Below are 19,960 nucleotides of genomic sequence, written 5' to 3' on the forward strand. Positions count from 1 at the left end.
TTTATGAAAATCAAAAAGCCCGCTTAAGTTTCCTTAAGCGGGCTTCTCTAATTTGGCTCCTCTGACTGGGATCGCCTTAGCCAGTAACTGGCTAATAAGTAAGCTAAACCTTAATTCTTACTCTGTCAAGACCACCAAAATGACCACCAATCGACGCTGATGAGCGAATCAGGGGGGCTGGGACGTCGTTACTTATTGTTGGAATTGGGGACATGCTGCTGTATCAATTCAACGATCCAATCAATAAAAACTCGCAGTTTGGCGTTGACATGGCGGTTCGGCGGAAATGCCAGGTACAGGGGCATTGGATTAATACGCCAATGTTCAAATAGCGGAATCAAGGAGCCACAAGCCTGATGTGCTGCCGCCATATAGACTGGCAGCGCAATCACGCCTAACCCAGCTAGCCCAGCTTCGAGGTAAGCATTGCCATCATCCACTGCAAGCACATAGCTGCTCTTGATTTCAATATGTTCACTCTCACAGTGCAGTACCAGAGAATCAATCTTGCCGGTGCGTGAGGACAAGAATCCCACTATGCGATGGTCAGTGTTTTCCAGCTCTCGCGGGTGCGCAGGGGCGCCAAGGCGTTCCACATAACGGGGGGCGACGTAGACGCCGAATTGCAAATCGCCGACATGGCGTGCGATCAGGGACTGGTCGTTGATTTCGCCACCGCGCAGGACGCAATCCACATTGTCGCCGATCAGATCCACCACCCGGTCACTCACGCCCATGTCGAACTGGATATCAGGGTAGCGCGCGTGGAAAGCCGGTAGCGCCGGCACCAGCACAAGGCGGGCCAACGGACTGGGCACATCCACCCGTAGCCGTCCTCTGGGCGTAATCGCCGTACTTGACAGGCTGTTTTCAGCATCATCCATGTCCGCCAGCAGGCGGATGACGCGCTCGTAGTAAGCCGCTCCATCAGGAGTGACACCAAGCTTGCGGGTGGTGCGATGGAGTAACCTGACGCGCAGCCGCGCTTCCAACTGCTGAATGAGTTGTGTCACCGTGGTTTTGCTCATATGAAGTGTTTGGGCAGCCTTTGTGAAGCTACCTGCCTCCACCACACGAGCAAAGGCGCGCATCGCATCGAAACGATCCATTCCTTACCCTCTCTTTTTACCGATTGTTTGGATTTTACAAACAATGATGAACAAAGTCGCTTGTTTATCCACCCGATCTGGCACCTGTAAAGTGTCTTTATATTCATTGGGCAGATTTCGCCCCATTGCAAAGGTACAAACATGACAACACGTGAAGCAGTTTTTCCCTTCGGGCGACAGGCGCTCTATGAGCGCAATCGGTATTCACCGGCCATCAAATCTAACGGCTTCTTGTTTGTTTCGGGGCAGGTTGGTAGCCGGGAGGATGGTTCGCCTGAACAGGATCTTAAAGAGCAGATCAGGCTGGCATTCGATAACCTTAATGCTGTTCTCACGGCTGCGGGCTGTACGTTCGGTGACGTGGTTGACGTTACCCTCTTTGTCGTCGATCCCGAGTCAAACCTCGACGCTATCTGGAGTATCCTGCCAGAATATTGGGGGGAAGCGCCTTACCCTACGTTGACCGGGATCGGCGTGACGTGGCTTTACGGATTCAAGTTTGAGATTAAGGTGATTGCCAGGCTGCCCTAAGCGTTATGGGTCTTTCCGTCCGTCGAAAATTCAACAGGGCAGCCCGCGCTGCCTGTAGAGGCAACAGAGAGATTTCTGACGTGCTATAGGCCGGATCGGGATGGTTTGCCAGACGGGGCCGCATTTACTGATAAGACAGAGGAAAATTTATGAAAGCAGCGGTTTATGATGTGGAAGGCGCTCCCGGCGTCCTGAAATATGTCGATATCTCAGATCCGGTCACAGGGCCTGACGACATCCTGATTTCTATCGAGGCTATCTCGATTGAAGGTGGGGATCTGATCAACCGCCGTTCAACTCCGCCGCCTCATCCTTCATGGATCGTCGGCTACGCGGCCGCGGGCACAGTTATTGCAGTCGGATCGAAAGTCAGTAGCCGTAAGGTTGGGGACAGAGTCGCCGCTTTTAACATGCAGGGATCACATGCGGAACGTTGGGCTGTGCCTGCGGAACGAACCTGGCTTAGACCCGATGGGGTAGATACGGCAGAAGCGGCGGTGTTACCGATTTCTTTTGGAACCGCGCATCATTGCCTTTTCACACGAGGCATGCTCCGGCACGGAGAAACCGTCCTTATTCAGGCAGCAGCGGGTGGCGTGGGGCTCGCAGCCGTTCAGCTTGCCTCACAAGCAGGCGCGACGGTCATCGCCGTGGCAAGCGGAACGCAGCGAAGAAGCCGGTTGCTTGAACTTGGTGCCGATCATGTCGTGGATCGTGCAGAGAATAACGTTGTGGACAGTGTCCGACAGTACACCCATGAAACTGGTGTTGACCTCGTCATCGATCCGGTGGGGACGACGTTGCCTGCTTCGCTTGCTGCACTCGCTCCGGAAGGACGTCTCGTCTTCGTCGGTAATGCGGGCGGTGGCAGCCTGACTGTCGACTTGTGGCCGCCAATGCAGTCTAACCAGACACTCATGGGGGTATTCATGGGACCCCTTTTTGAAAGACCCGGAGTTTGGGCAAGTGTGGACGACATGTTGCAGGCTGTAGCCGCAGGGCGCATCAGGGTTGTCATTGACCGCATCTTCCCCCTGGCCAACGCTGCCGCGGCCCACGAATTCGCCGAGACAGCGAAACCGCTTGGCCGCATCGTTATGAAGCCATGAGGCGCGTTTGACCAGTATGGGTGCGCTGGGCTAATTACTGAGTTCTGGTATCAAGGCTAAGTTCAGATGTCAGGGGGAGGGCAAAGCTGAAATTTCCGCTCTGTGCCAAAAGCAGACATTGAAACGTTGAACCAAGGCAAAGGCACGCCCTAAGTATGTTAGGGCTAACACTTTAAGTTCTGGCCTTTTTGGGATATGTGGGCAAATCGCCTTGTCAGCAAAACTGCCAGATGTTTTTTGCGCTGAAAACAAAGAGCAATATATTAACAACGTCGGCATCTGATTTTGGTATGCACCGCTTAAGGTTGTGCTTTTAACAGTACCGAAGTGCTACATGCCATGCTGTTTTGCAAGCCATTGACTGGCCGTTGTAGTTGCAATTCCCTTACGTTGATTGTAAGTATTGCTCTTATTCCAGGCCACTCCGTCAGGCCGCGCGAAAGCAAGTCGGTAATTTGCCCCGACATCTTGAGGATTGTGCTGGACATCATCCTGAAGCTTTTTCCCGTCCAGTAATGTTCTGTTTACTTCAGTGCCCCAGTAGGCACGCATTAAATCAGCAAGTTCACTATAAGTCAGGGTATCACCTGCAATATAGACAATCTCGTTTCGGAAAGTGGGCTGATGGAAGAAAATGTCTGCAGTCAACTGGCCGATGTCTTCAGGTGTGGTCAGCGTTACCGCATGTTGCCAGTCTCCCAGAGCACAGACAGTTTTACTTTGTGCGTCAATCACACCAAAGCCGGGCTCGAACAGATAGCTGGTAAAAATACCTGTAGATACAATGACCCACCCTGTCGCGTTCTGCTGGCGTAGAAGGTGGCGAACTTCAAACTGTTCATCCCAGACTTGTTGTCCGCTGCCTTTACCGACAACGTCATAATCAACGCCAAACTGCCATGGGAAATAGCGGACTACAGCCGCTTTCAATACCGCCTGCGTAATCTTTATCTGCGTTCCCGGCCCGCCGACAAAACCACTGCAGTTGATGACGGCGTCGAAAGAACCAAATAGCTCACTCAGCTCATCAATACTGTTTTCCTGCAGGTCGCCCTCGACCACAGCGATTCCAAGCTTCATCAGTTCATCCAGCCGTGCCCTGCGTGAACCAGAAACGGCATGAGCGGCTTCACTTCTGAGTAACACGCTAATTTTTACATGGGTATGTTCATGCGCTTTATTACTCATCGCTCTCAATACCTGAATACCAAGCTCTCCTGCTCCGAGTACAAGAACAGTATGTATCGGTTTTTTTTCGGAATTCATTCTTGCTTCCTGTTGTATTAAAACGTCATCCTGACACCTGACATGGCCTGGTTCAATTAGGCACACACATGATACTGGAGGTGATATGAAATCTGAACGGGAAGCGCTGTTGCAATTTTCAAAGGAATTCTGTGAGGAATTAAGCAACGATGATGAGGGCCTAAAACGTGAGATCCTGGCGCATGCAGGTAATCGCTGGTCGCTGGGCGTGCTGCATATTCTCGGTACCAACGGACCTCTTCGCTATGGAGAGGTACGCCGCTACCTTACGGATGTCACTCAAAGAATGCTGACGCGAACACTGCGCCATCTGGAGCGGGACGGGCTTATATCCCGCTATGATTACGAGGAAAAATTGCCCCGGGTGGTTTATGCGATTACAGATATGGGAAAAGAAATGCTTCTGCGGATGTTACCTTTATGGTCCTGGATTATCACATCCGCCAGCTATTTCCGGGTAGCAAGAGCACAGTACGACGGTGATTGAATGTTGAGGTGACAGACTGGCAGAAAGAGGCTAGAGGACTTTATGAATGTTGAAACTCTAATCAAAGCAGGCTGTTCACCATATTGTCTTCCTGAAAAAATGCGGTTATGGCTGCTAATCGCTAAACACAGGTGCTCCAATGAAAAGAAGAAATTTTAGTCCTGAATTCAAACGCGAATCCGCTCAGTTGGTTGTCGGTCAAAACGACACCGTCTCTGATGCCGCTAAGGCTATGGATGTCGGTCTTTCCACGATGACAAAATGGGTCAAGCAACTGCGTGAAGAGCGTCAGGGCAAAACACCAAAATCCTCTCCGATAACACCGGAAAAAATCGAAATACGCGAACTGAAGAAAAAGATACAACGTATTGAAATGTAAAACGAAATTTTGAAAAAGGATACCGCGCTCTTGATGTCAGACTCCCTTAACAGTTCTCGATAATCGGGAAACTCAGAGCGCGTTATCCTGTGGCCACTCTCTGCCATGTGTTTGGGGTTCATCGCAGCAGCTATAAATACTGGAAAAACCGTCCTGAAAAACCAGACGGCAGACGGGCTGTGTTACGAAGTCAGGTACTTGAGCTGCATGGCATCAGCCACGGTTCGGCCGGAGCAAGAAGCATCGCCACAATGGCAACGCAGAGAGACTACCCGATGGGGCGCTGGCTTGCTGGCAGGCTCATGAAAGAACTGGGGCTGGTCAGTTGCCAGCAGGCGACTCACCGGTATAAGCGTGGTGGTCATGAACACGTTGCTATCCCGAATCACCTTGAGCTACAGTTCGCCGTAACAGAGCCAAACCTGGTGTGGTGCGGTGATGTGACCTATATCTGGACAGGCAAACGCTGGGCATACCTCGCTGTTGTTCTCGATCTGTTTGCAAGAAAGCCAGTGGGCTGGGCAATGTCGTTCTCGCCGGACAGTAGACTCACCATGAAAGCACTGGAAATGGCATGAGAAACTCGGGGTAAGCCCGCAGGAGTGATGTTCCACAGCGGTCAGGGCAGTCATTATACGAGCAGGCAGTTCCGGTAGTTACTGTGGCGCTACCGGATCAGACAGAGTATGAGCCGGCGTGGAAACTGTTGGGATAATAGCCCAATGGAACGCTTCTTCCGGAGTCTGAAAAACGAACGGGTGCCAGTGACAGGTTACGTAAGCTTCAGCGATGCGACTCACGCCATAACGGACTATATCGTTGAATATTACAGCGCACTCAGGCCGCACGAATATAACGGTGGGTTGCCACCAAACGAATCAGAAAATCGATACTGGAAAAACTCTAACGCGGTGGCCAGTTTTTGTTGACCACTTCAATACAGTTTCCCATTAGCTAGAATTAGCTATAAACCGTTATAAAGACACGGCTCAGGTAGTGAATAATTAACTCTGAAAGTCCGTAATGAAATATGTCAACGGGTAACTGTGGCTATCCTTTACTCCTTTATTGGCTAAACCATTTTTCTCTGCCTGCTCTGCGCTATAAATAACGCGTCCGGACTCGGAAGCTGTTATTTTCTCCAATTCAGCAGGAGTAAGCTTTGTGCAAGATGTGTAGACCTTTCGCAACAATGCGTTGTAACTGTCATCTTCCTCCAAGATCCTTTGTGCCTGATCAGGTTTCATATAGTCTACTTTTTCATAACCCGATGCAGCGGGATGCAACATGAATCTCGCCATGGGCATGGTGTAGCGGTCACTCGATGCGCAGTAAATCATCGTGGCTGCTGACCCTGTCATAGAAGCGTTAATAATACTCAGCTTTTGAGGAGTTTTTCGAAGAGCCTCGTATGCTACGTATCCTGCATCCATATCTCCACCGTCGCTGTTAAGGTAAAGGTCAATGTTCTTTACGTTGCGATAGTTTGATTGGACATCCGCAAGCGAGGATATCAACCAGGTCACTGTTTGATTATTTACTAAGCCGTTAAAGTAAACCCCGACTTCGTTAACCTCACCGTTTGTTACCGTATCACCCCGGATAGAAACGACATTTGCATTCACACCTGTAGAGGCAATAGCTGCAATAAATGCTATTAATATTTTTCTCATTTTTTAAGTTTCTTAGTTAAATGGGTATTCACAACGGATAACCGCTAGGATGAAAACCAATAAATTATACCTAACTATCTTTATAAAACTCTTCACTGGGCTATTTGTTAAAAACGCGATCAGTTTGCTGCACACGGCAAAGATAAACAAAATACTCAACGCATAGCAGGACTGATGATCATAAAAGGCAAAGGGAAAAATGTTTAGGTAATGACTGCCCACTTCCATTGCCGGTTCCTGCGTACGCGTGTGTGTTTTTGAAAAGTTAAAAGCAAAGATACTACATGAAACGAAGATTTTTAACGCTATTTTGCGTGTGAGCGCAACGCTGAAATCCTCATTCCAGATAAATTACCCGGTCTGCCGAAGCTATCGTCGTCTCTCGATGAGCAATGATTACCTTTGTGATGTCTAAAGTTTTGATCGCGAGATTCACCATAGTCTCACTTTCTTTGTCCAGGGCGCTGGTAGCCTCATCTAAGAACAAGACTGCAGGTTTCTTGTAAATCGCCCGAGCAAGGAACAGTCGTTGTTTTTGACCACCTGGTCACAGGCTGAGACAAGGGTGTTGATGCCGCCAAATAGCATGTCCATCTTAGTCACCCGGATCCCGGTATTGATGGTATCGATTTCGAGGTTGAGCCAGTGGGCACTGCGTCTTTCTGCTATCCCCTGCATTTTGACTGTGGCGATCCCGTACAGGGTTTCCATAAAATAGGAACCGGCGCGGGCATTTCTTACTAAAGACTCCTCTGACAGTTGCCTGTAATAACCGTAGGTCAGTAGCCTGAGGAGTACATATAGGGCTGTGAAGGTCATAACTATCCAGGTTAACCAGCCCCCGTACAAAATCATCATCACGAACACGCCGACCACCATGATAATGTCCATAATGGCACCGACAATACTGGCCGTGAAGGTGCTGCGCAATGTATCCAGCGAGCTGAAGCGCGACTGGATATCCCCCAGTTTACGGCGTTCAAAATACCCCAGGGGCAGTCGCAACAAATGATTGAACAACCCGGATTGCCACTGGACGTTGATGAGTGTCGCCATGACCAATGAGGACCAGGAACGCACCATGCTGACTGCCGCCCGCAGCAGAATAAAGAACAACAACCCCGCGCAGATTAAGGTCAGCAGTCCGCGATCGCCGGCAGGGATCGCATGATCCATCACCAGTTGTGTACCAACCGGCATCACAAGGTTAATGGTTTCAATCACCACTGACAGACAAAAAATCTTGCCTAGCGTCCCTTTGAGGCCGTGTACGCTTCCCATCAGCGTGCTAAGACTGAGCCGGTTTTGCACAGTGTCTGCTTTGAATGCAGCGCCTGGCCAGGCTTCGAGTGCCACGCCGGTGAAACTGTGCGACACCTCCGCCATGTTGATGGTCCTTCGGCCTCTGGCCGGGTCATGTATGACCACGTGATTACGCCTGACGCTCACCAGAACGACAAAATGGTTAAACTCCCAGTGCAGTATGCACGGCACTTTTAGCGCACTGAGATCTTCAATATCCAGTGACAGGGGGCGTGAGGACAAACCGAGTTGTTCGGCGATACCGGTTAATCCGGACAACGTGGTGCCACGCGCCGAGAGGTTGAACTGCTGGCGTAGCGCAATCAGATCGACGTTCTTGCCATAATGGCCGCAGATCATCGCCAGACAAGCGAGACCACATTCAGAGGATTCAGTTTGATGAACTAGCGGGACGCGTTGTCGCAGCCGGATGTCGAGCTGGCCGAGCAGTTTTTTGACAGAGAGCCTACTCATTGACCGGTCCCGACGCGCTGTGTTTCATGTCGTAGAACGGTGATAGCATCCATTGATATATCTTTCTTTTTTCCAAAAATAGTGTGCTCTCCGCTTTCATACCGTTTTCAAGGTTCAGGCGTTTACCGTTATACATAATGGTCTGCTTTTTTGGTCTGACAATCACCTTGTAGTAAGGGACTGCAGAGGTCAGCGCGGGTTTGGGGGCGCCCTGATAGGTCAGCATTTCCTGCGGTGACGCCGGTGCTTTGGAAATCACTGACACCGTGCCGGCGAACTGCCCAAATTTCTGAGAAGGGAAGGCCTCATAGCGAATGTTGACTCGGTCCCCTGGGGATATATAGGGAATAGCATCATTAGGTACCCAAAGTACCAGAGAGTAATGATCAATGCAGGGTGGGATAACCTGCAGCAAACTGTCGCCGACGTTAACCATTTGCCCTACCGTGACGCTAAGGGAGTCGACGCGACCGTCAACCAGGGCACGGACGATGATGGTTCCGCCGGCATCGATATTCAGCAGCTCTTTTTGCAGTTCGTAGCGTTGTAGTTCCATTTGATAAATCTGGTTATCAAATTCTGAGGCCTGTGTGTGGATTTGACTTTCCAAAGCGGTGATCTGCAGAGAGTTTTGCTCGTTTTGGCCGGTGAGACCCAATAGATTGTTTTGCTGCTGGTAATACAACGCCACCTGATTGGTGAGTTGATCCTTATTGATAAGCCCCTTGGTCTGATATTGCCGATAGTTCTGCATATTCTCTTTCATAATACGGAGTCCTTCCTCGGCGCGCCGCAGTATGTCGGTGGAGCGCTGGAAAGCAACGGTATATTGTGCCTTTTGTTTCTCCAGCATCTCGACTGTGTCTTTTTTGCTGCTGTCCAGTCGGCTGATGATTTGTGTAATGCGCTCAAGCTGGTTATCGATATCACGGCGTTGGTTGTCGCTGACCACGCCGCGGCGCGTACTTTTACTCACATCAATCTGGTAAATAGGCGTGCCCGTTTTGATTACCTGCCCTTCAGTAACAAATTCTTTAACAATCACTCCCTGAACTCCGGAATAGACGTTTGCCACGCGCGGATAGGTACTAATCTCTCCGGTGACGTTGACTCTGCGGGTATAGTTTACGGTGATGACACAGGTCAGGAAGACTGTAATAAATAAAAGACATAAGGATGCTGTGACCCAAAAGGGAATTCCGGGGAGGAGTAGCGCTCTACCACGCCATTTCATTTTCTGACTATCAATCGCTTCCTGGCGAAACACGGTTTGCCCTTCCTTAGCGAGTTGGTATGTGATGCGTCACGTTTATTATGCCATGACATTATATTGCTCCGGCAAGCGTTTGTTCATCAGTCCTTTTGATCTTCTAACCCTCTATTTTCATCGAAAGATTAATGAATTATCACACGTGACAATATAAGAAGGCCAACCATCGAGCTTAGGTTGATGCAGGCTGTTTCCAGTGAAGGATTGTACTCCTGTTTTGTTAGATAACTTTACTCAACAAACATACTTCAAAAAAAAGATTAACAGTTTCAAAAAATATCGGGTGAATAAAGAGATTTTAGTTATAAATTACAGTATCTTAAAAAACCTACTGTTCTCGTAGCATGAAGGGCAAAGAGAAACGAGAAAAATAACGCTTATCAATTAAATATTAAGAAAATGAGATTAAATGTAACAAAATAAAACAAAACTGACAAAGAGCTTACTTTTGAGCGTATAACTATTTGGGAGCTTTCACGGAGAAGTAAACGAGTAGCTGAGAAATAATCACCAACATACTGTTGGGATTTTTACTTAATGATGATGAGGCTGGTAGATGATTCTTCTTATTAAGAATAGCTTATTGAGGCTTATTTTGTGTGCTTCAATAACATCATTGGTAATATATTGCCTTTCTGGAACTGTTTTTTATATTTCGCATCCAATATTAGTGATTTTTTTGACTGTAGCTGTAGCTGTAATTATATCTAATTTTATCACTTCTAAAATAATACCAATTAAGGATAAATAAAATGTTAAGAGAGCTTACACAAAAGGAAATTAGCATTGTTTCCGGAGGAAATGCTAATTCCAATTATGAAGGTGGACATTGCGGTGGAGCAGCAGTAAAAGGTGGGATCGCTGGTGCCGCTGGCGGAGCAGTCGCGAATGGAATAAGAGGTGGAGTAGCAGGATTGGCTGGCGGTCCCGTTGGTGTAGCAGCTGGTGCAATATCAGGGGCCGGAGAAGGTGCTGTTTATGGCGGTATATCAGGAGCCATTGGAGGTTATATTGGCTGCAGGGACAGAGGCTCGAATAATAATGGTGGAGCGTTTGGCGGCAACTCTAATGCCAACAGTGTCAATGGTCAGTGCCATTGGTAAATAGTTTACATAAAAACTACCCTGAAGTAATAACGACTTTAGGGTAGTTCTGGTCATTTTCGATAGACAAAACCTGGCTGTTAAAATCATCCACGACGTTCAAAGTCCGAAAACGTTGGCCACATGTCAGCGCGTCGTACATAAAAGGACTCAACCAGCCTTAAGAACTTAAAAGCGATAGCCATTGATGCCAGATCAATTCCTTACGCTCTTCGATTGGTTAAAAAATACGCTCAAAGTACAAGAATATCCGTTCTCCAAACTGCCCGAAGCCCAAACCCCTTGTACAGACTATTATGCGGCAATGTCCGCTCCTCGCTCATAACCGCCGGTCAAAAACGCCAAAAAACAAAAAGCCCGCTTAAGTTTCCTTAAGCGGGCTTCTCTAAATTTGGCTCCTCTGACTGGACTCGAACCAGTGACATACGGATTAACAGTCCGCCGTTCTACCGACTGAACTACAGAGGAATCGTTGGAACGGGGCGAATAATAACGACTGCCCCGTGGCATGTCAAAGGGGAAACTGTATAAATGCGTGCGTTTGCTGGTACTTTAGCCAACTTGTTGAGAATAGAGTCAAAAAGGCCCGCTTTCATATTAAGTCAGGTCTTTTTCGGTCTTAACGCAATGCGCGACAAGCGCGGGTGATCCGCTCGCAGGCTTCCTGCAACCGGTTGTCATCAATGGCATAAGCAATACGCAGATAACCCGGCGCTCCAAAAGCAGAACCCTGAAGCGTGGCAACGTGGCCTGATTGCAGCAAATAAGCGGCAAAATCTTCATCTGTCTTGAGAATATCACCTAAAGGTGTCGTTTTACCTGACATCCCCTGACAATTAGCGAAAACGTAAAATGCGCCCGGCGGCGCTTCGGCACTGAGGCCGTCAATGGCATTCACGCAGTTCATGATCAAGGCGCGGCGGTGCGTCAGGATGTCGATCCATTCTGCGATGAATTCATTGCCCTGTTCCAGAGCGGCAACAGTCGCGGCCTGAGAAATGGAGCTGGGGTTGGAAGTGCTTTGCGACTGCAAAATTTGCATGGCAGAAATCAGCCACGCGGGGCCGCCTGCATAACCCAAACGCCAGCCGGTCATTGAATAACCTTTAGAAACACCGTTTACGGTCAGGATACGTTCTTTCAGACGAGGCTCGACTTCGGCGAGTGTGGCGAAAATACCGGGCACAAAACAAATTTGTTCGTAGATGTCGTCTGCCATCACCAGCACCTGCGGGTGCTCCAGCAGAACGGCGGCCAGTGCGTGGAGTTCGGCAGCTGAATAGACTGCACCGGTCGGATTGTTCGGGGAGTTGAGGATTACCCAACGTGTTTTCGGGGTGATTGCGGCGGCTAAAACTTCCGGCTGCAATTTCCAGCCATCACTTTCCAGACAATGAACAATCCGCAGTTCACCTTCCGACAGTGCCACCATATCCGGATAAGACACCCAGTAAGGGGCAGGAATAATCACCTGATCGCCAGACGAAACGGTGGCCAAAAGTGCGTTAAAAATGAGTTGCTTGGCGCCACTTCCCGCGATGACTTCGTCCGGGCGGTAACTGATCCTATTTTCACGCTTAAACTTAGCCATGATGGCTTGTTTAAGCGCGGCGGTACCGGCAACGGCAGTGTATTTTGTGTCACCTTGTACAATCGCGTCGATGCCAGCTTGCTTAATATGTGCGGGAGTATCGAAATCCAGCTCACCTTCGCCCAGGTTGATGACATCAGTACCCGCCGCGCTGAGCGCACGAACCTGGTCGGAAATCACCGCTGTCGGCGAAGGGCGCACACGACGCAAACGAGGTGCAAGAAATTCAGCAGACATTGTTTCCCCTGTATGAATAATAACAAAATTGTATTATGTGAATCATTAAAACCAATTTAAACTTACCATTCTTCTTTTTGCTTTGCTCATGATTTCTGCGTACTGAGCTGTATTTTACTGACGAAAACGGCAGGGCTGCGGGGTATTGCTGGCGATGAGCCTGCGGGCTGTCTGAACTTTTCATTTATATTTCAAGGTTGTCTTATGGCTTTTATTTTTGTTGCACATGACACACCTGAGCCATCGCTGTACGGCGCGATGGCGGCAATACTGGCGGCACAAAAAGATTTACCGCTGGCACATCTGCCGGTGAGCTGGGATACCGCACACTATCCTGATGCCTGTCAGCACGTCGTGGGTGAAGGGCAACTGGTCACCAGCGGGTTGCTTTGGGCAGAACGGCTGATTTTGCAAAGTGCCGGTAAGGTGATGAAGCTGGAGGAATTGCTGAAGACGTATGGCACCGGGGATATGGTGATCCCCCTCGGGCCAACGCAGATCATTCAGTTCACTCAAATTGCACGGCAGGTTCGCGAAAACGCGTTTGACTATGAATTGATTACGGTTGAGCGCGAAAATCAGGGGTATGTGTTCAGACGGCACGGACTGACGGATGAAGCCGCCGGATACTGGTGGCGTGATCGTTATGGGCGCTGGATAAACCACGATACGCCGTCACAAACCACCACTTCGCTGCGTATCGCGCTGGTCGGCGTGCAGTCCGAGCAGTGCACGACCTATCCGGCCACGCTCGCTGCGCTGGGTGATGCCGCGGATGCTTTATCTGTGTCGCTTGATATTGTATATGCCGCGCCCCAGGTGCTGGAAGCTCATCTGCATGAGGTGATGGAAAACGTCGATGGCATTTTACTGCCGGGCGGCTCCGCGATGTGTAATGTGGCCGGACAGATTTGTGCCGCGCATTATGCCCTCAATCGCAATATTCCTGTTCTCGGGCTGTGCCTGGGCATGCAAACCATGACGACGGCCATCGTGCAGAACATGATGGGTTCTGCGAAAGCCAGTCTGGCGGAAGCGGATCCTGATGCTGATATTAAAACTTTTGTGCCGCTGACGGATATGCCAGCATTTCCGGTGCACCGCCTCGGGGATCATCGGATGCATTCCCGCCCCGGCAGCCGGTTGCATGATATTCTTGGCGATGAATTTATCGTACGCTACAACCACCGTTTTCACCTTGCACCTGAACTGAAACCGGATCTGGAAAATCACGGATTACTGATCAGCGGGACCGATGCCACCGGCAAGATTGCTGACGGAATCGAATTCACACGCCATCCGTTTTACCTCGGCGTACAGGGCCACCCGGAGTTGTCATCACTGCCCGTGAAACCTCACCCGTTGCTGATAGCTTTTCTGCAAGCGGCGTCAGCACAGCACGGATAAATTAACGGCACCATGAGTAATCCCCGCCTTCAAAGACGGGGATTTTTGCTTAAAGTGGACTACTTCAGTGTGACGCCGGAACGCGGATCGGCGGCCAGACGGCGCAGTTCCTGCTCCACCAGCCCGATCACATCAGCTTGCAGATCACTCAGCGGGGCGCGGACATGGTGGCCATCAAAACCGCGCAGATTCATGGCCGCTTTCACCAGTTGAGGCTGACCGAAACGGCGGGCCAGCGCCCGGTACGGATACCACAGACGGTGCAGTTCGCGGGCTGTGCTGGCATCGCCGCTTTCCAGCGCACGATAGGTTGCCAGAATAATTTCCGGCAGTGCGCCGCTGTTCGTGGTGCTGATGCCGTCAAAACCACACATCATCGGCCCTAAAAATGCCAGATCGGAGGCGCAGAACAGGCGCAGACGCCCGCCAAGACGGCTGGCAATCTGATCGATGGCCGTCGGGTTCAGGTCACCTTGTTTGATACCCACCACGCCGTTGATGTCTGCCAGTTGCTCCAGCACTACCGGCGGCAACGTAATGCCGATGCCCGGCGCGTTATACACCAGAATTCCGGTGCGTGATAACGGTGCCATCTGTTTAAAGAAGCTGATAATTTGCGCGTCAGTCACTTCAGAAACAAACGGTGGCGTGACCATCGGCAGGCCACCCAGATTGCCTGCCAGTTGTGTTAAATCGCGCACGACGCGGGCATCTGAACCTGCGCTGCACAACATCACCGGCACGCGGTCACCCACCACTTCCATCACATGGCGGAATAGCGTGGCGCGTTCGTCTGCGGTCATCGCCGGGAATTCCCCGTACGTGCCGCCAATCAAAATGCCGTCATAACCGAGGCCGATTACCCGCTCAATGTTGCGGGATAACCCGGCGAAATCAAACTCACCGCCTGCCGTAAAAGGCGTCACGGTAATATTAAAAATACCTTTCAGGCGCGCCTGACTTTCACTGATGTCTTTCATTTATTCAATTCCCATCATCTGGTTAAAAGCAAAATCAAAGTAAGATCAGCGGACGATCCACTGTGCCGAGGGCGCGATAGCCGGTTTCAGTCACAACAATGGTTTCGCTAACGCCAACGGTGAATTCGCCGTAAATGCGCAATGCGGGCGGAATGTGGAAGGTCATGCCTGGCTGTAATTCGGTGGTGATGCCGCTGTAAAGGCTGAGGATCGCGCCTTCGCCCCAGTCCGGTGCGAACGAAATACCAATCGAATAACCGGTGCGTTTTTTGAAGTTATCTGTGTAGCCAGCGCGGTCGATAACGGCCTGACAGGCCAGATGCGGCGCTTCGCATGTCGCGCCCGGGCGGATGGCATCGAGTGCAGCCTGCAACGCTTCCTGACACACTTTTTCCATTTCCAGCGCCACGGCTGGCGGTTTGCCGAGCCAGGCGGAGCGCATCAGGGCCGCGTGATAACGGTCGTGAGCGGCAGCCATTTCAAGGAAAATCGGGTCACCCTCGACGATTTTACGACGACGCCATGTACCGTGCGGCACACCGGTGCGCGGGCCACTGGAGACCAGCGGTTCCATGCCCATATATTCGGAACCGGCGGCAATCGCCGCGCCCATCATGGCGGAAACCAGATCGTTTTCTGTCGCACCTGCGGCAATCGCCGCGCGGCCTGCCAGCATGCCGGCGTCAACGTAACGGGCGGCGTGCGCCATTTTTTCCAGTTCTGCGGCTGATTTCACGGCACGCAGTTGTTCGATAACACCAGCCGCATCGTGGATCGTGCCGATTGCAGCCTGTAAGGCTTCGTATATTGCGATCGGCAGGAACCAGCCGCGTTTATCGATACCGATCCGGCTCTTCATCCAGCCACGCGCTTTCAGCACATCGAGCAGGAAATTCACCGGATTATCGCCATCGGTATAAATCGCCGCATCGCGGATAAAGGTGTTGGAGATGAAGTTGAAATACTCCAGCTGGCGGATAACGAAAACCGGTTCGCCTTCCACCGGCAGTACCAGCATCTGGAAAGTGTAATAGCCCGGTGTTTGCTGGCCTGTCAGGTAAAAGATGTTTTCCGGCCCGGTGATCACCATCACGTCCAGACCGGCTTTCACCAGTAACTGACGCGCCTTCGCCATGCGCTGCCGATATTCTTCTTCGTGAAACGCAGATTCTGCGCCTGGTACGATGCGGCCCGTATCGGGTAATGATGTTGCTGTCATTGTTCAAACTCCTGAATGAATTCTGTACGGGAAGGGGTGAAGTGGATACCCAGCCCCGCGCCCGGCGGGCTGCTGAGTAATCCCTGATGATAGGAAAGGCCGTGAACCGGGTCGTTGCCCAGTCCGTCGGCACCGTAAAGTTCGGCGTAAGCAGGCTGGCAGGCTCGGGCGACGTGCAGTGCGGCGGCGGTAGCGGCACCGCCTTCGTTCATCTGACCAATCATGAATGGCACGCCCGCTGCCGTAAGACGTCGTGCGGCAGCCATTGTCGGCGCAATGCCACCCATTTTGACCAGTTTGAGATGTGCCATAATCTTACCGTTCAGCCGCAAAATGCGTTCTAAATCTGCCTCGCTGCTCATGCTTTCATCGAGCATCAGTGGCACCGGGCTGGCTTCGGCCAGCGCCGGATAATAGTGCGCATTCGCGTCAGAAACCGGCTGTTCGAGATAACTCATTTCAAACTTCGCCAGCGAGATTAAATGGCTGCGGGCCGCTTCCGGCTGCCATTGGCCGTTGGCATCTGCGGACAAACTGATTTCGTGCCCGAAACGTCGGCGCAGCGCACTGAGCCGTGTTTCATCTTCTTCGAACGAAGCCACGCCGACGCGCAGTTTAAGCTGTGTAAAACCGCGATCCACATACGCCGTCGCCTGTTGCAGCATCTGCGCCATCGGCGTCCAGAACAGCGTCTGGTTGGTGTGATAACTCACTGTTTCGCTATTATCTGCGCCGGCCAGTTGCGCCACGCTGATGCCTTCCTGACGCGCGATCAGATCATGCAGCGCGATATCCAGCAACATGCGTGTCGGTGCCAGAAAGCCCGTCAGCCGTTGCGGCAGATTGAGCAAAATTGTGCTGGCAGGCTGACTGAGATCCAGTTGCTGCAACGCGCGGATCGCATCACTCAACACCCGTTCGGCGCTGTAACCATTGAGATAAGCCATGTTGATGCGCACTTCGCCCAGCCCGTTGAAGTTTTTGTCTTCAAGCAGCAGATACAAGGTGTCCAGCCCCGGCACACGGCCCGACGAGGCGGTATAAAGTTGCAGATGCGGATACCGCAGGTCGGCGCGATATAAGGTCGCTTTCACTGTTTTCCCCTCAGCGTTTGAGCATTTTTAAGGCGACATCGCAGTAAATTTTGCTGCCTGCCACGAATTCATCGATGGGGATAAATTCATCAGGTTTATGCGCGACGGCCAGCGAACCGGGGCCGATGATGATGCCTTTAGTGCCCAGACTGCGAAAATGCACCAGATCGCATCCCCCCTGAAAACCGAACGGTCCGGGTTCAGGATTGCCCTGCGCGGCGCAGGCTTCAACGCCCGCCCGCACAATCGGATCGTCAGAATCGGTTTCGGTCGCACCGCCGGTGGTCGGTTTGTAGGTGAGTATTTCGCTGCGCACACCGAATTTTTCCTGCGCCAGTTGCAGTAAATCCTGAATTTCCTGTTTCACGGCGTTCTCGTCTTCGCCCGGCACCATCCGTCGGTCGAGCAATAATTCGCAGGCGCCCGGCAGCACGTTATCGGCATGTCCGCCGCTAATGCGCGTGACCGTCAGGCTGGCGTTACCGACCAGCGGATGACAGCGACAACGCACGGTATGTTCATGCGTTTCTTCCACCAGACCGAGCAGTTGCGCGGTACGGAAAATAGCGTTCTCCCCCAGCTCCGGTGTGCCGGAATGCGCGGTGACGCCATGAACGCGAACCAGCGGACGTAAACTGCCTTTGTGCGCCGAGTATGTGGTGTTGGAGGTCGGTTCGCCGATCACCACGTAATCGATATGCGCCGGAGCTTCACGCACATAAAACTTCGCGCCTTCGCTGGCGACTTCTTCGTCGGCGACAAAAATCGCCATCAGTGTGCCGCTCCAGTCATTGCGGTTGGCCGCGAGCCATCGCATGGCTTCGATCATGGCGATCAGCGGGCCTTTAGCGTCGCAGGCTCCGCGGCCATACAACCGCCCGTCGCGTTCGGTGAGGGTAAACGGATCCTGATGCCAGCCTTCACCGGCCGGTACGACGTCGAGGTGGGTGTTAAAGGCAAAGCACGGGCCGTTGCCGTTTGCCAGCCTGCCGATCACGTTGGTGCGTCCCGGTGCGTACTCGCTGAGCGTCATGTCGAAGCCGATGTCGCTCAGCATGGCGCTGATAAGCTCTGCTGCCTCGCGTTCACGTCCCGGCGGGTTTTCGGTATTGATCGCCACCAGTGCGGCAAGGTCGCGTTTCATTCTGCTGATATCGGGCGATGAAAGACTCATCGGTGTCTCCTGAAAAACAGTTTTGTGGCAAAAGTCAGGTCCCTGGTGAGGGCGCCATAAATGTTTTGGGGGTGCTGAAAAGGATCAATGCAAGATTTGATCTAAGAAACGTTGTGCCCGCAGGCTGACATCGCCGCCGAAGAATTTTTCGCCGGTCGCGTTTTCGATGATTTCGCCGTTTTCCATAAAGACGATGTGATTGGCTGCACGTTTCGCGAAGCCCATTTCATGCGTGACCACAATGCTGGTCATGCCTTCGGCGCTGAGATCGGCCATCACGTCGAGCACTTCGCGGATCATTTCCGGGTCAAGCGCAGAGGTGGGTTCATCAAACAGCATCAGTTTGGGTTTCATTGCCAGTGCACGGGCAATGGCAACACGTTGCTGCTGGCCGCCGGAAAGTTCATCAGGGAACGAATCGGCTTTATCAGGAATTCGTACTTTGCCGAGCAGTTCCAGGGCCTGTGCCCCGGCTTCACTGCGGCTGACGCCCAGCACGGTCATCGGCGCGAGCATGATGTTTTCGGCCGCCGTCAGATGGGAAAACAGTTCGTAGTTCTGGAACACCATGCCGATGTCACGGCGTAATTTATGCGGCTCGATACTGGCGTGGGTGATGTCCTGATTGCGAAAGAAAATCGAACCCCCCTGGATCGGCTCCAGCAAATTGATGCAGCGTAGCAGGGTAGATTTGCCTGAACCTGACGGACCAATCAGCACCACGGTTTCGCCCTGAACCACATTCAGGGAACAGTTTTTAAGAACGTGTTGTGCGCCAAAATGTTTATCGACGCCGATGATTTCCAGAACCGGTTTGGATTGACTCACGGACTTCTCCTCAGTTTGGCGTGCTGCTGCGCAGCAGGCGTTCAGTCAGTGACAGCGCGGGTTTTTTGCGTTTTTTCGGATCAAGCGAACGCTCCAGCCAGGCCTGTCCGACCATGAAAACGGAAGTCAGCACCAGGTAGTAAATACCTGCGGCGCAGAGTGCTTCGAAATATCGGAAGCTGGCGCTGGCGGTCTGATTGGCGATGAGCAGCAGTTCCTGTACGGCAATCACCGACACCAGTGCGCTCGACTTCAGCATGCTGATCATCTGATTGCCCATCGGCGGCAGCACGATGCGCGCGGCCTGTGGCAACACAATCTTGCGCATGATCTGGCCCTGAGTCATGCCGAGCGCCATCCCCGCCGTTCGCTGCCCGCTGCGCACGGCCTGTAAGCCGGAGCGTAAAATCTCCGCCATATACGCCCCTTCATTTAAGGACAGCGCCATCACCGCACAGGTGAAAGCGGAGAAGCGCAGGCCGAAGGTTGGCAGAACGTTGTAAACGAAAATAATCTGGAACAGCACCGGTGTGCCGCGAAACAACCAGAGATAGAAGAAGGCCAGAACGGATCCCGCCCTGAAGCGGGATTCCTGCAGCAGGGCCAGCACCAGCCCCGCAATAATGCCAAAGAACAGCGAGCACACCGTTAATAACAAGGTCATTAATGCGCCCTGAAAGAACGCCGGTGAGAACAGGTATTGCCAAACAAGATCAAGTGACATGAA

The 19,960-nt window shown here is 51.8% G+C and carries 16 protein-coding genes, 1 tRNA gene and 2 pseudogenes; 6 read left to right on the forward strand and 13 right to left on the reverse strand.

Annotation, left to right across the window (positions count from 1 at the left end; all coding sequences use genetic code 11):
• Positions 1 to 188 precede the first annotated feature (188 nt).
• Entirely contained in the window at positions 189 to 1,109 is a 921-nt protein-coding gene (locus ETV65_RS09340; RefSeq protein WP_129952596.1) for a LysR family transcriptional regulator, read from the reverse strand.
• A 141-nt stretch (positions 1,110 to 1,250) separates the two neighbouring features.
• Here ETV65_RS09340 and ETV65_RS09345 point away from each other — a divergent pair, with 141 nt between their 5' ends.
• Both ETV65_RS09345 and ETV65_RS09350 read left to right on the forward strand, forming a co-directional pair.
• Positions 1,251 to 1,640, forward strand: coding sequence for a RidA family protein (locus ETV65_RS09345; RefSeq protein WP_015697037.1), 390 nt, complete (start codon positions 1,251 to 1,253; stop codon positions 1,638 to 1,640).
• 149 nt (positions 1,641 to 1,789) lie between these two features.
• Positions 1,790 to 2,749, forward strand: coding sequence for a zinc-binding alcohol dehydrogenase family protein (locus tag ETV65_RS09350; protein WP_129952597.1), 960 nt, complete (start codon positions 1,790 to 1,792; stop codon positions 2,747 to 2,749).
• Positions 2,750 to 3,079: 330 nt separating this feature from the next.
• Here the strand turns inward: ETV65_RS09350 and ETV65_RS09355 are convergent, their stop codons facing one another.
• A complete protein-coding gene (locus ETV65_RS09355) occupies positions 3,080 to 4,015 on the reverse strand; it encodes an aromatic alcohol reductase (protein WP_129952598.1) in 936 nt (311 codons plus the stop codon).
• Positions 4,016 to 4,100: 85 nt separating this feature from the next.
• Here ETV65_RS09355 and ETV65_RS09360 point away from each other — a divergent pair, with 85 nt between their 5' ends.
• Positions 4,101 to 4,502, forward strand: a complete 402-nt coding sequence (locus ETV65_RS09360) for a helix-turn-helix domain-containing protein (protein ID WP_129952599.1) — start codon at positions 4,101 to 4,103, stop codon at positions 4,500 to 4,502.
• 139 nt (positions 4,503 to 4,641) lie between these two features.
• Positions 4,642 to 5,810 (forward strand): annotated as a pseudogene (locus ETV65_RS09365) (IS3 family transposase).
• Between the two features lie 75 nt (positions 5,811 to 5,885).
• On the opposite strand, the gene ETV65_RS09370 reads toward ETV65_RS09365, so the two are convergent.
• The 3 genes and pseudogenes from ETV65_RS09370 to ETV65_RS09380 all read right to left on the reverse strand — a co-directional run bounded on the left by ETV65_RS09370 (position 5,886) and on the right by ETV65_RS09380 (position 9,597).
• Positions 5,886 to 6,554 carry an ATP-dependent Clp protease proteolytic subunit gene (locus tag ETV65_RS09370; protein WP_129952600.1) on the reverse strand — a complete coding sequence of 223 codons (669 nt, stop codon included), beginning with the start codon at positions 6,552 to 6,554 and terminating at the stop codon, positions 5,886 to 5,888.
• A 337-nt stretch (positions 6,555 to 6,891) separates the two neighbouring features.
• Positions 6,892 to 8,330: pseudogene (locus ETV65_RS09375) on the reverse strand (ABC transporter transmembrane domain-containing protein).
• A complete protein-coding gene (locus ETV65_RS09380; RefSeq protein WP_129952601.1) occupies positions 8,323 to 9,597 on the reverse strand; it encodes an HlyD family secretion protein in 1,275 nt (424 codons plus the stop codon). Before ETV65_RS09380 ends, ETV65_RS09375 begins: the two are co-directional and overlap by 8 nt.
• A gap of 755 nt (positions 9,598 to 10,352) precedes the next feature.
• Here ETV65_RS09380 and ETV65_RS09385 point away from each other — a divergent pair.
• Positions 10,353 to 10,703 (forward strand): hypothetical protein, encoded by a 351-nt coding sequence (locus ETV65_RS09385; protein WP_129952602.1) that lies wholly within the window; start codon positions 10,353 to 10,355, stop codon positions 10,701 to 10,703.
• A 392-nt stretch (positions 10,704 to 11,095) separates the two neighbouring features.
• Here the strand turns inward: ETV65_RS09385 and ETV65_RS09390 are convergent.
• Together ETV65_RS09390 and ETV65_RS09395 are read right to left on the reverse strand one after the other, a co-directional pair.
• A tRNA-Asn gene (locus ETV65_RS09390) sits at positions 11,096 to 11,171 on the reverse strand.
• A gap of 151 nt (positions 11,172 to 11,322) precedes the next feature.
• Entirely contained in the window at positions 11,323 to 12,531 is a 1,209-nt protein-coding gene (locus tag ETV65_RS09395) for a pyridoxal phosphate-dependent aminotransferase (protein ID WP_129952603.1), read from the reverse strand.
• 204 nt (positions 12,532 to 12,735) lie between these two features.
• On the opposite strand from ETV65_RS09395, the gene ETV65_RS09400 reads away from it, so the two are divergent.
• Positions 12,736 to 13,938: a gamma-glutamyl-gamma-aminobutyrate hydrolase family protein gene (locus ETV65_RS09400; RefSeq protein WP_129952604.1), complete on the forward strand. Its 1,203-nt coding sequence runs from the start codon at positions 12,736 to 12,738 to the stop codon at positions 13,936 to 13,938.
• Positions 13,939 to 13,997: 59 nt separating this feature from the next.
• Here ETV65_RS09400 and ETV65_RS09405 read toward each other — a convergent pair whose 3' ends face one another.
• The 6 genes from ETV65_RS09405 to ETV65_RS09430 all read right to left on the reverse strand — a co-directional run bounded on the left by ETV65_RS09405 (position 13,998) and on the right by ETV65_RS09430 (position 19,957).
• A complete protein-coding gene (locus ETV65_RS09405; protein ID WP_129952605.1) occupies positions 13,998 to 14,918 on the reverse strand; it encodes a dihydrodipicolinate synthase family protein in 921 nt (306 codons plus the stop codon).
• Positions 14,919 to 14,952: 34 nt separating this feature from the next.
• Positions 14,953 to 16,137: a Xaa-Pro peptidase family protein gene (locus ETV65_RS09410; protein WP_129952606.1), complete on the reverse strand. Its 1,185-nt coding sequence runs from the start codon at positions 16,135 to 16,137 to the stop codon at positions 14,953 to 14,955.
• Positions 16,134 to 17,231, reverse strand: coding sequence for a mandelate racemase/muconate lactonizing enzyme family protein (locus tag ETV65_RS09415; RefSeq protein ID WP_129952607.1), 1,098 nt, complete (start codon positions 17,229 to 17,231; stop codon positions 16,134 to 16,136). Before ETV65_RS09415 ends, ETV65_RS09410 begins: the two co-directional genes overlap by 4 nt.
• Positions 17,232 to 17,241: 10 nt before the next feature.
• Positions 17,242 to 18,405, reverse strand: a complete 1,164-nt coding sequence (locus tag ETV65_RS09420) for a M20 family metallopeptidase (RefSeq protein WP_129952608.1) — start codon at positions 18,403 to 18,405, stop codon at positions 17,242 to 17,244.
• Between the two features lie 84 nt (positions 18,406 to 18,489).
• Positions 18,490 to 19,233, reverse strand: a complete 744-nt coding sequence (locus tag ETV65_RS09425; RefSeq protein ID WP_129952609.1) for an amino acid ABC transporter ATP-binding protein — start codon at positions 19,231 to 19,233, stop codon at positions 18,490 to 18,492.
• Between the two features lie 10 nt (positions 19,234 to 19,243).
• Positions 19,244 to 19,957: an amino acid ABC transporter permease gene (locus tag ETV65_RS09430; RefSeq protein WP_129952610.1), complete on the reverse strand. Its 714-nt coding sequence runs from the start codon at positions 19,955 to 19,957 to the stop codon at positions 19,244 to 19,246.
• Positions 19,958 to 19,960: the final 3 nt, after the last annotated feature.

Origin of the sequence: Rahnella sp. RFA10(1/100) (genome assembly GCF_004195115.1) — a bacterium.
Classification (GTDB): Bacteria; Pseudomonadota; Gammaproteobacteria; order Enterobacterales; family Enterobacteriaceae; genus Rahnella; species Rahnella perminowiae.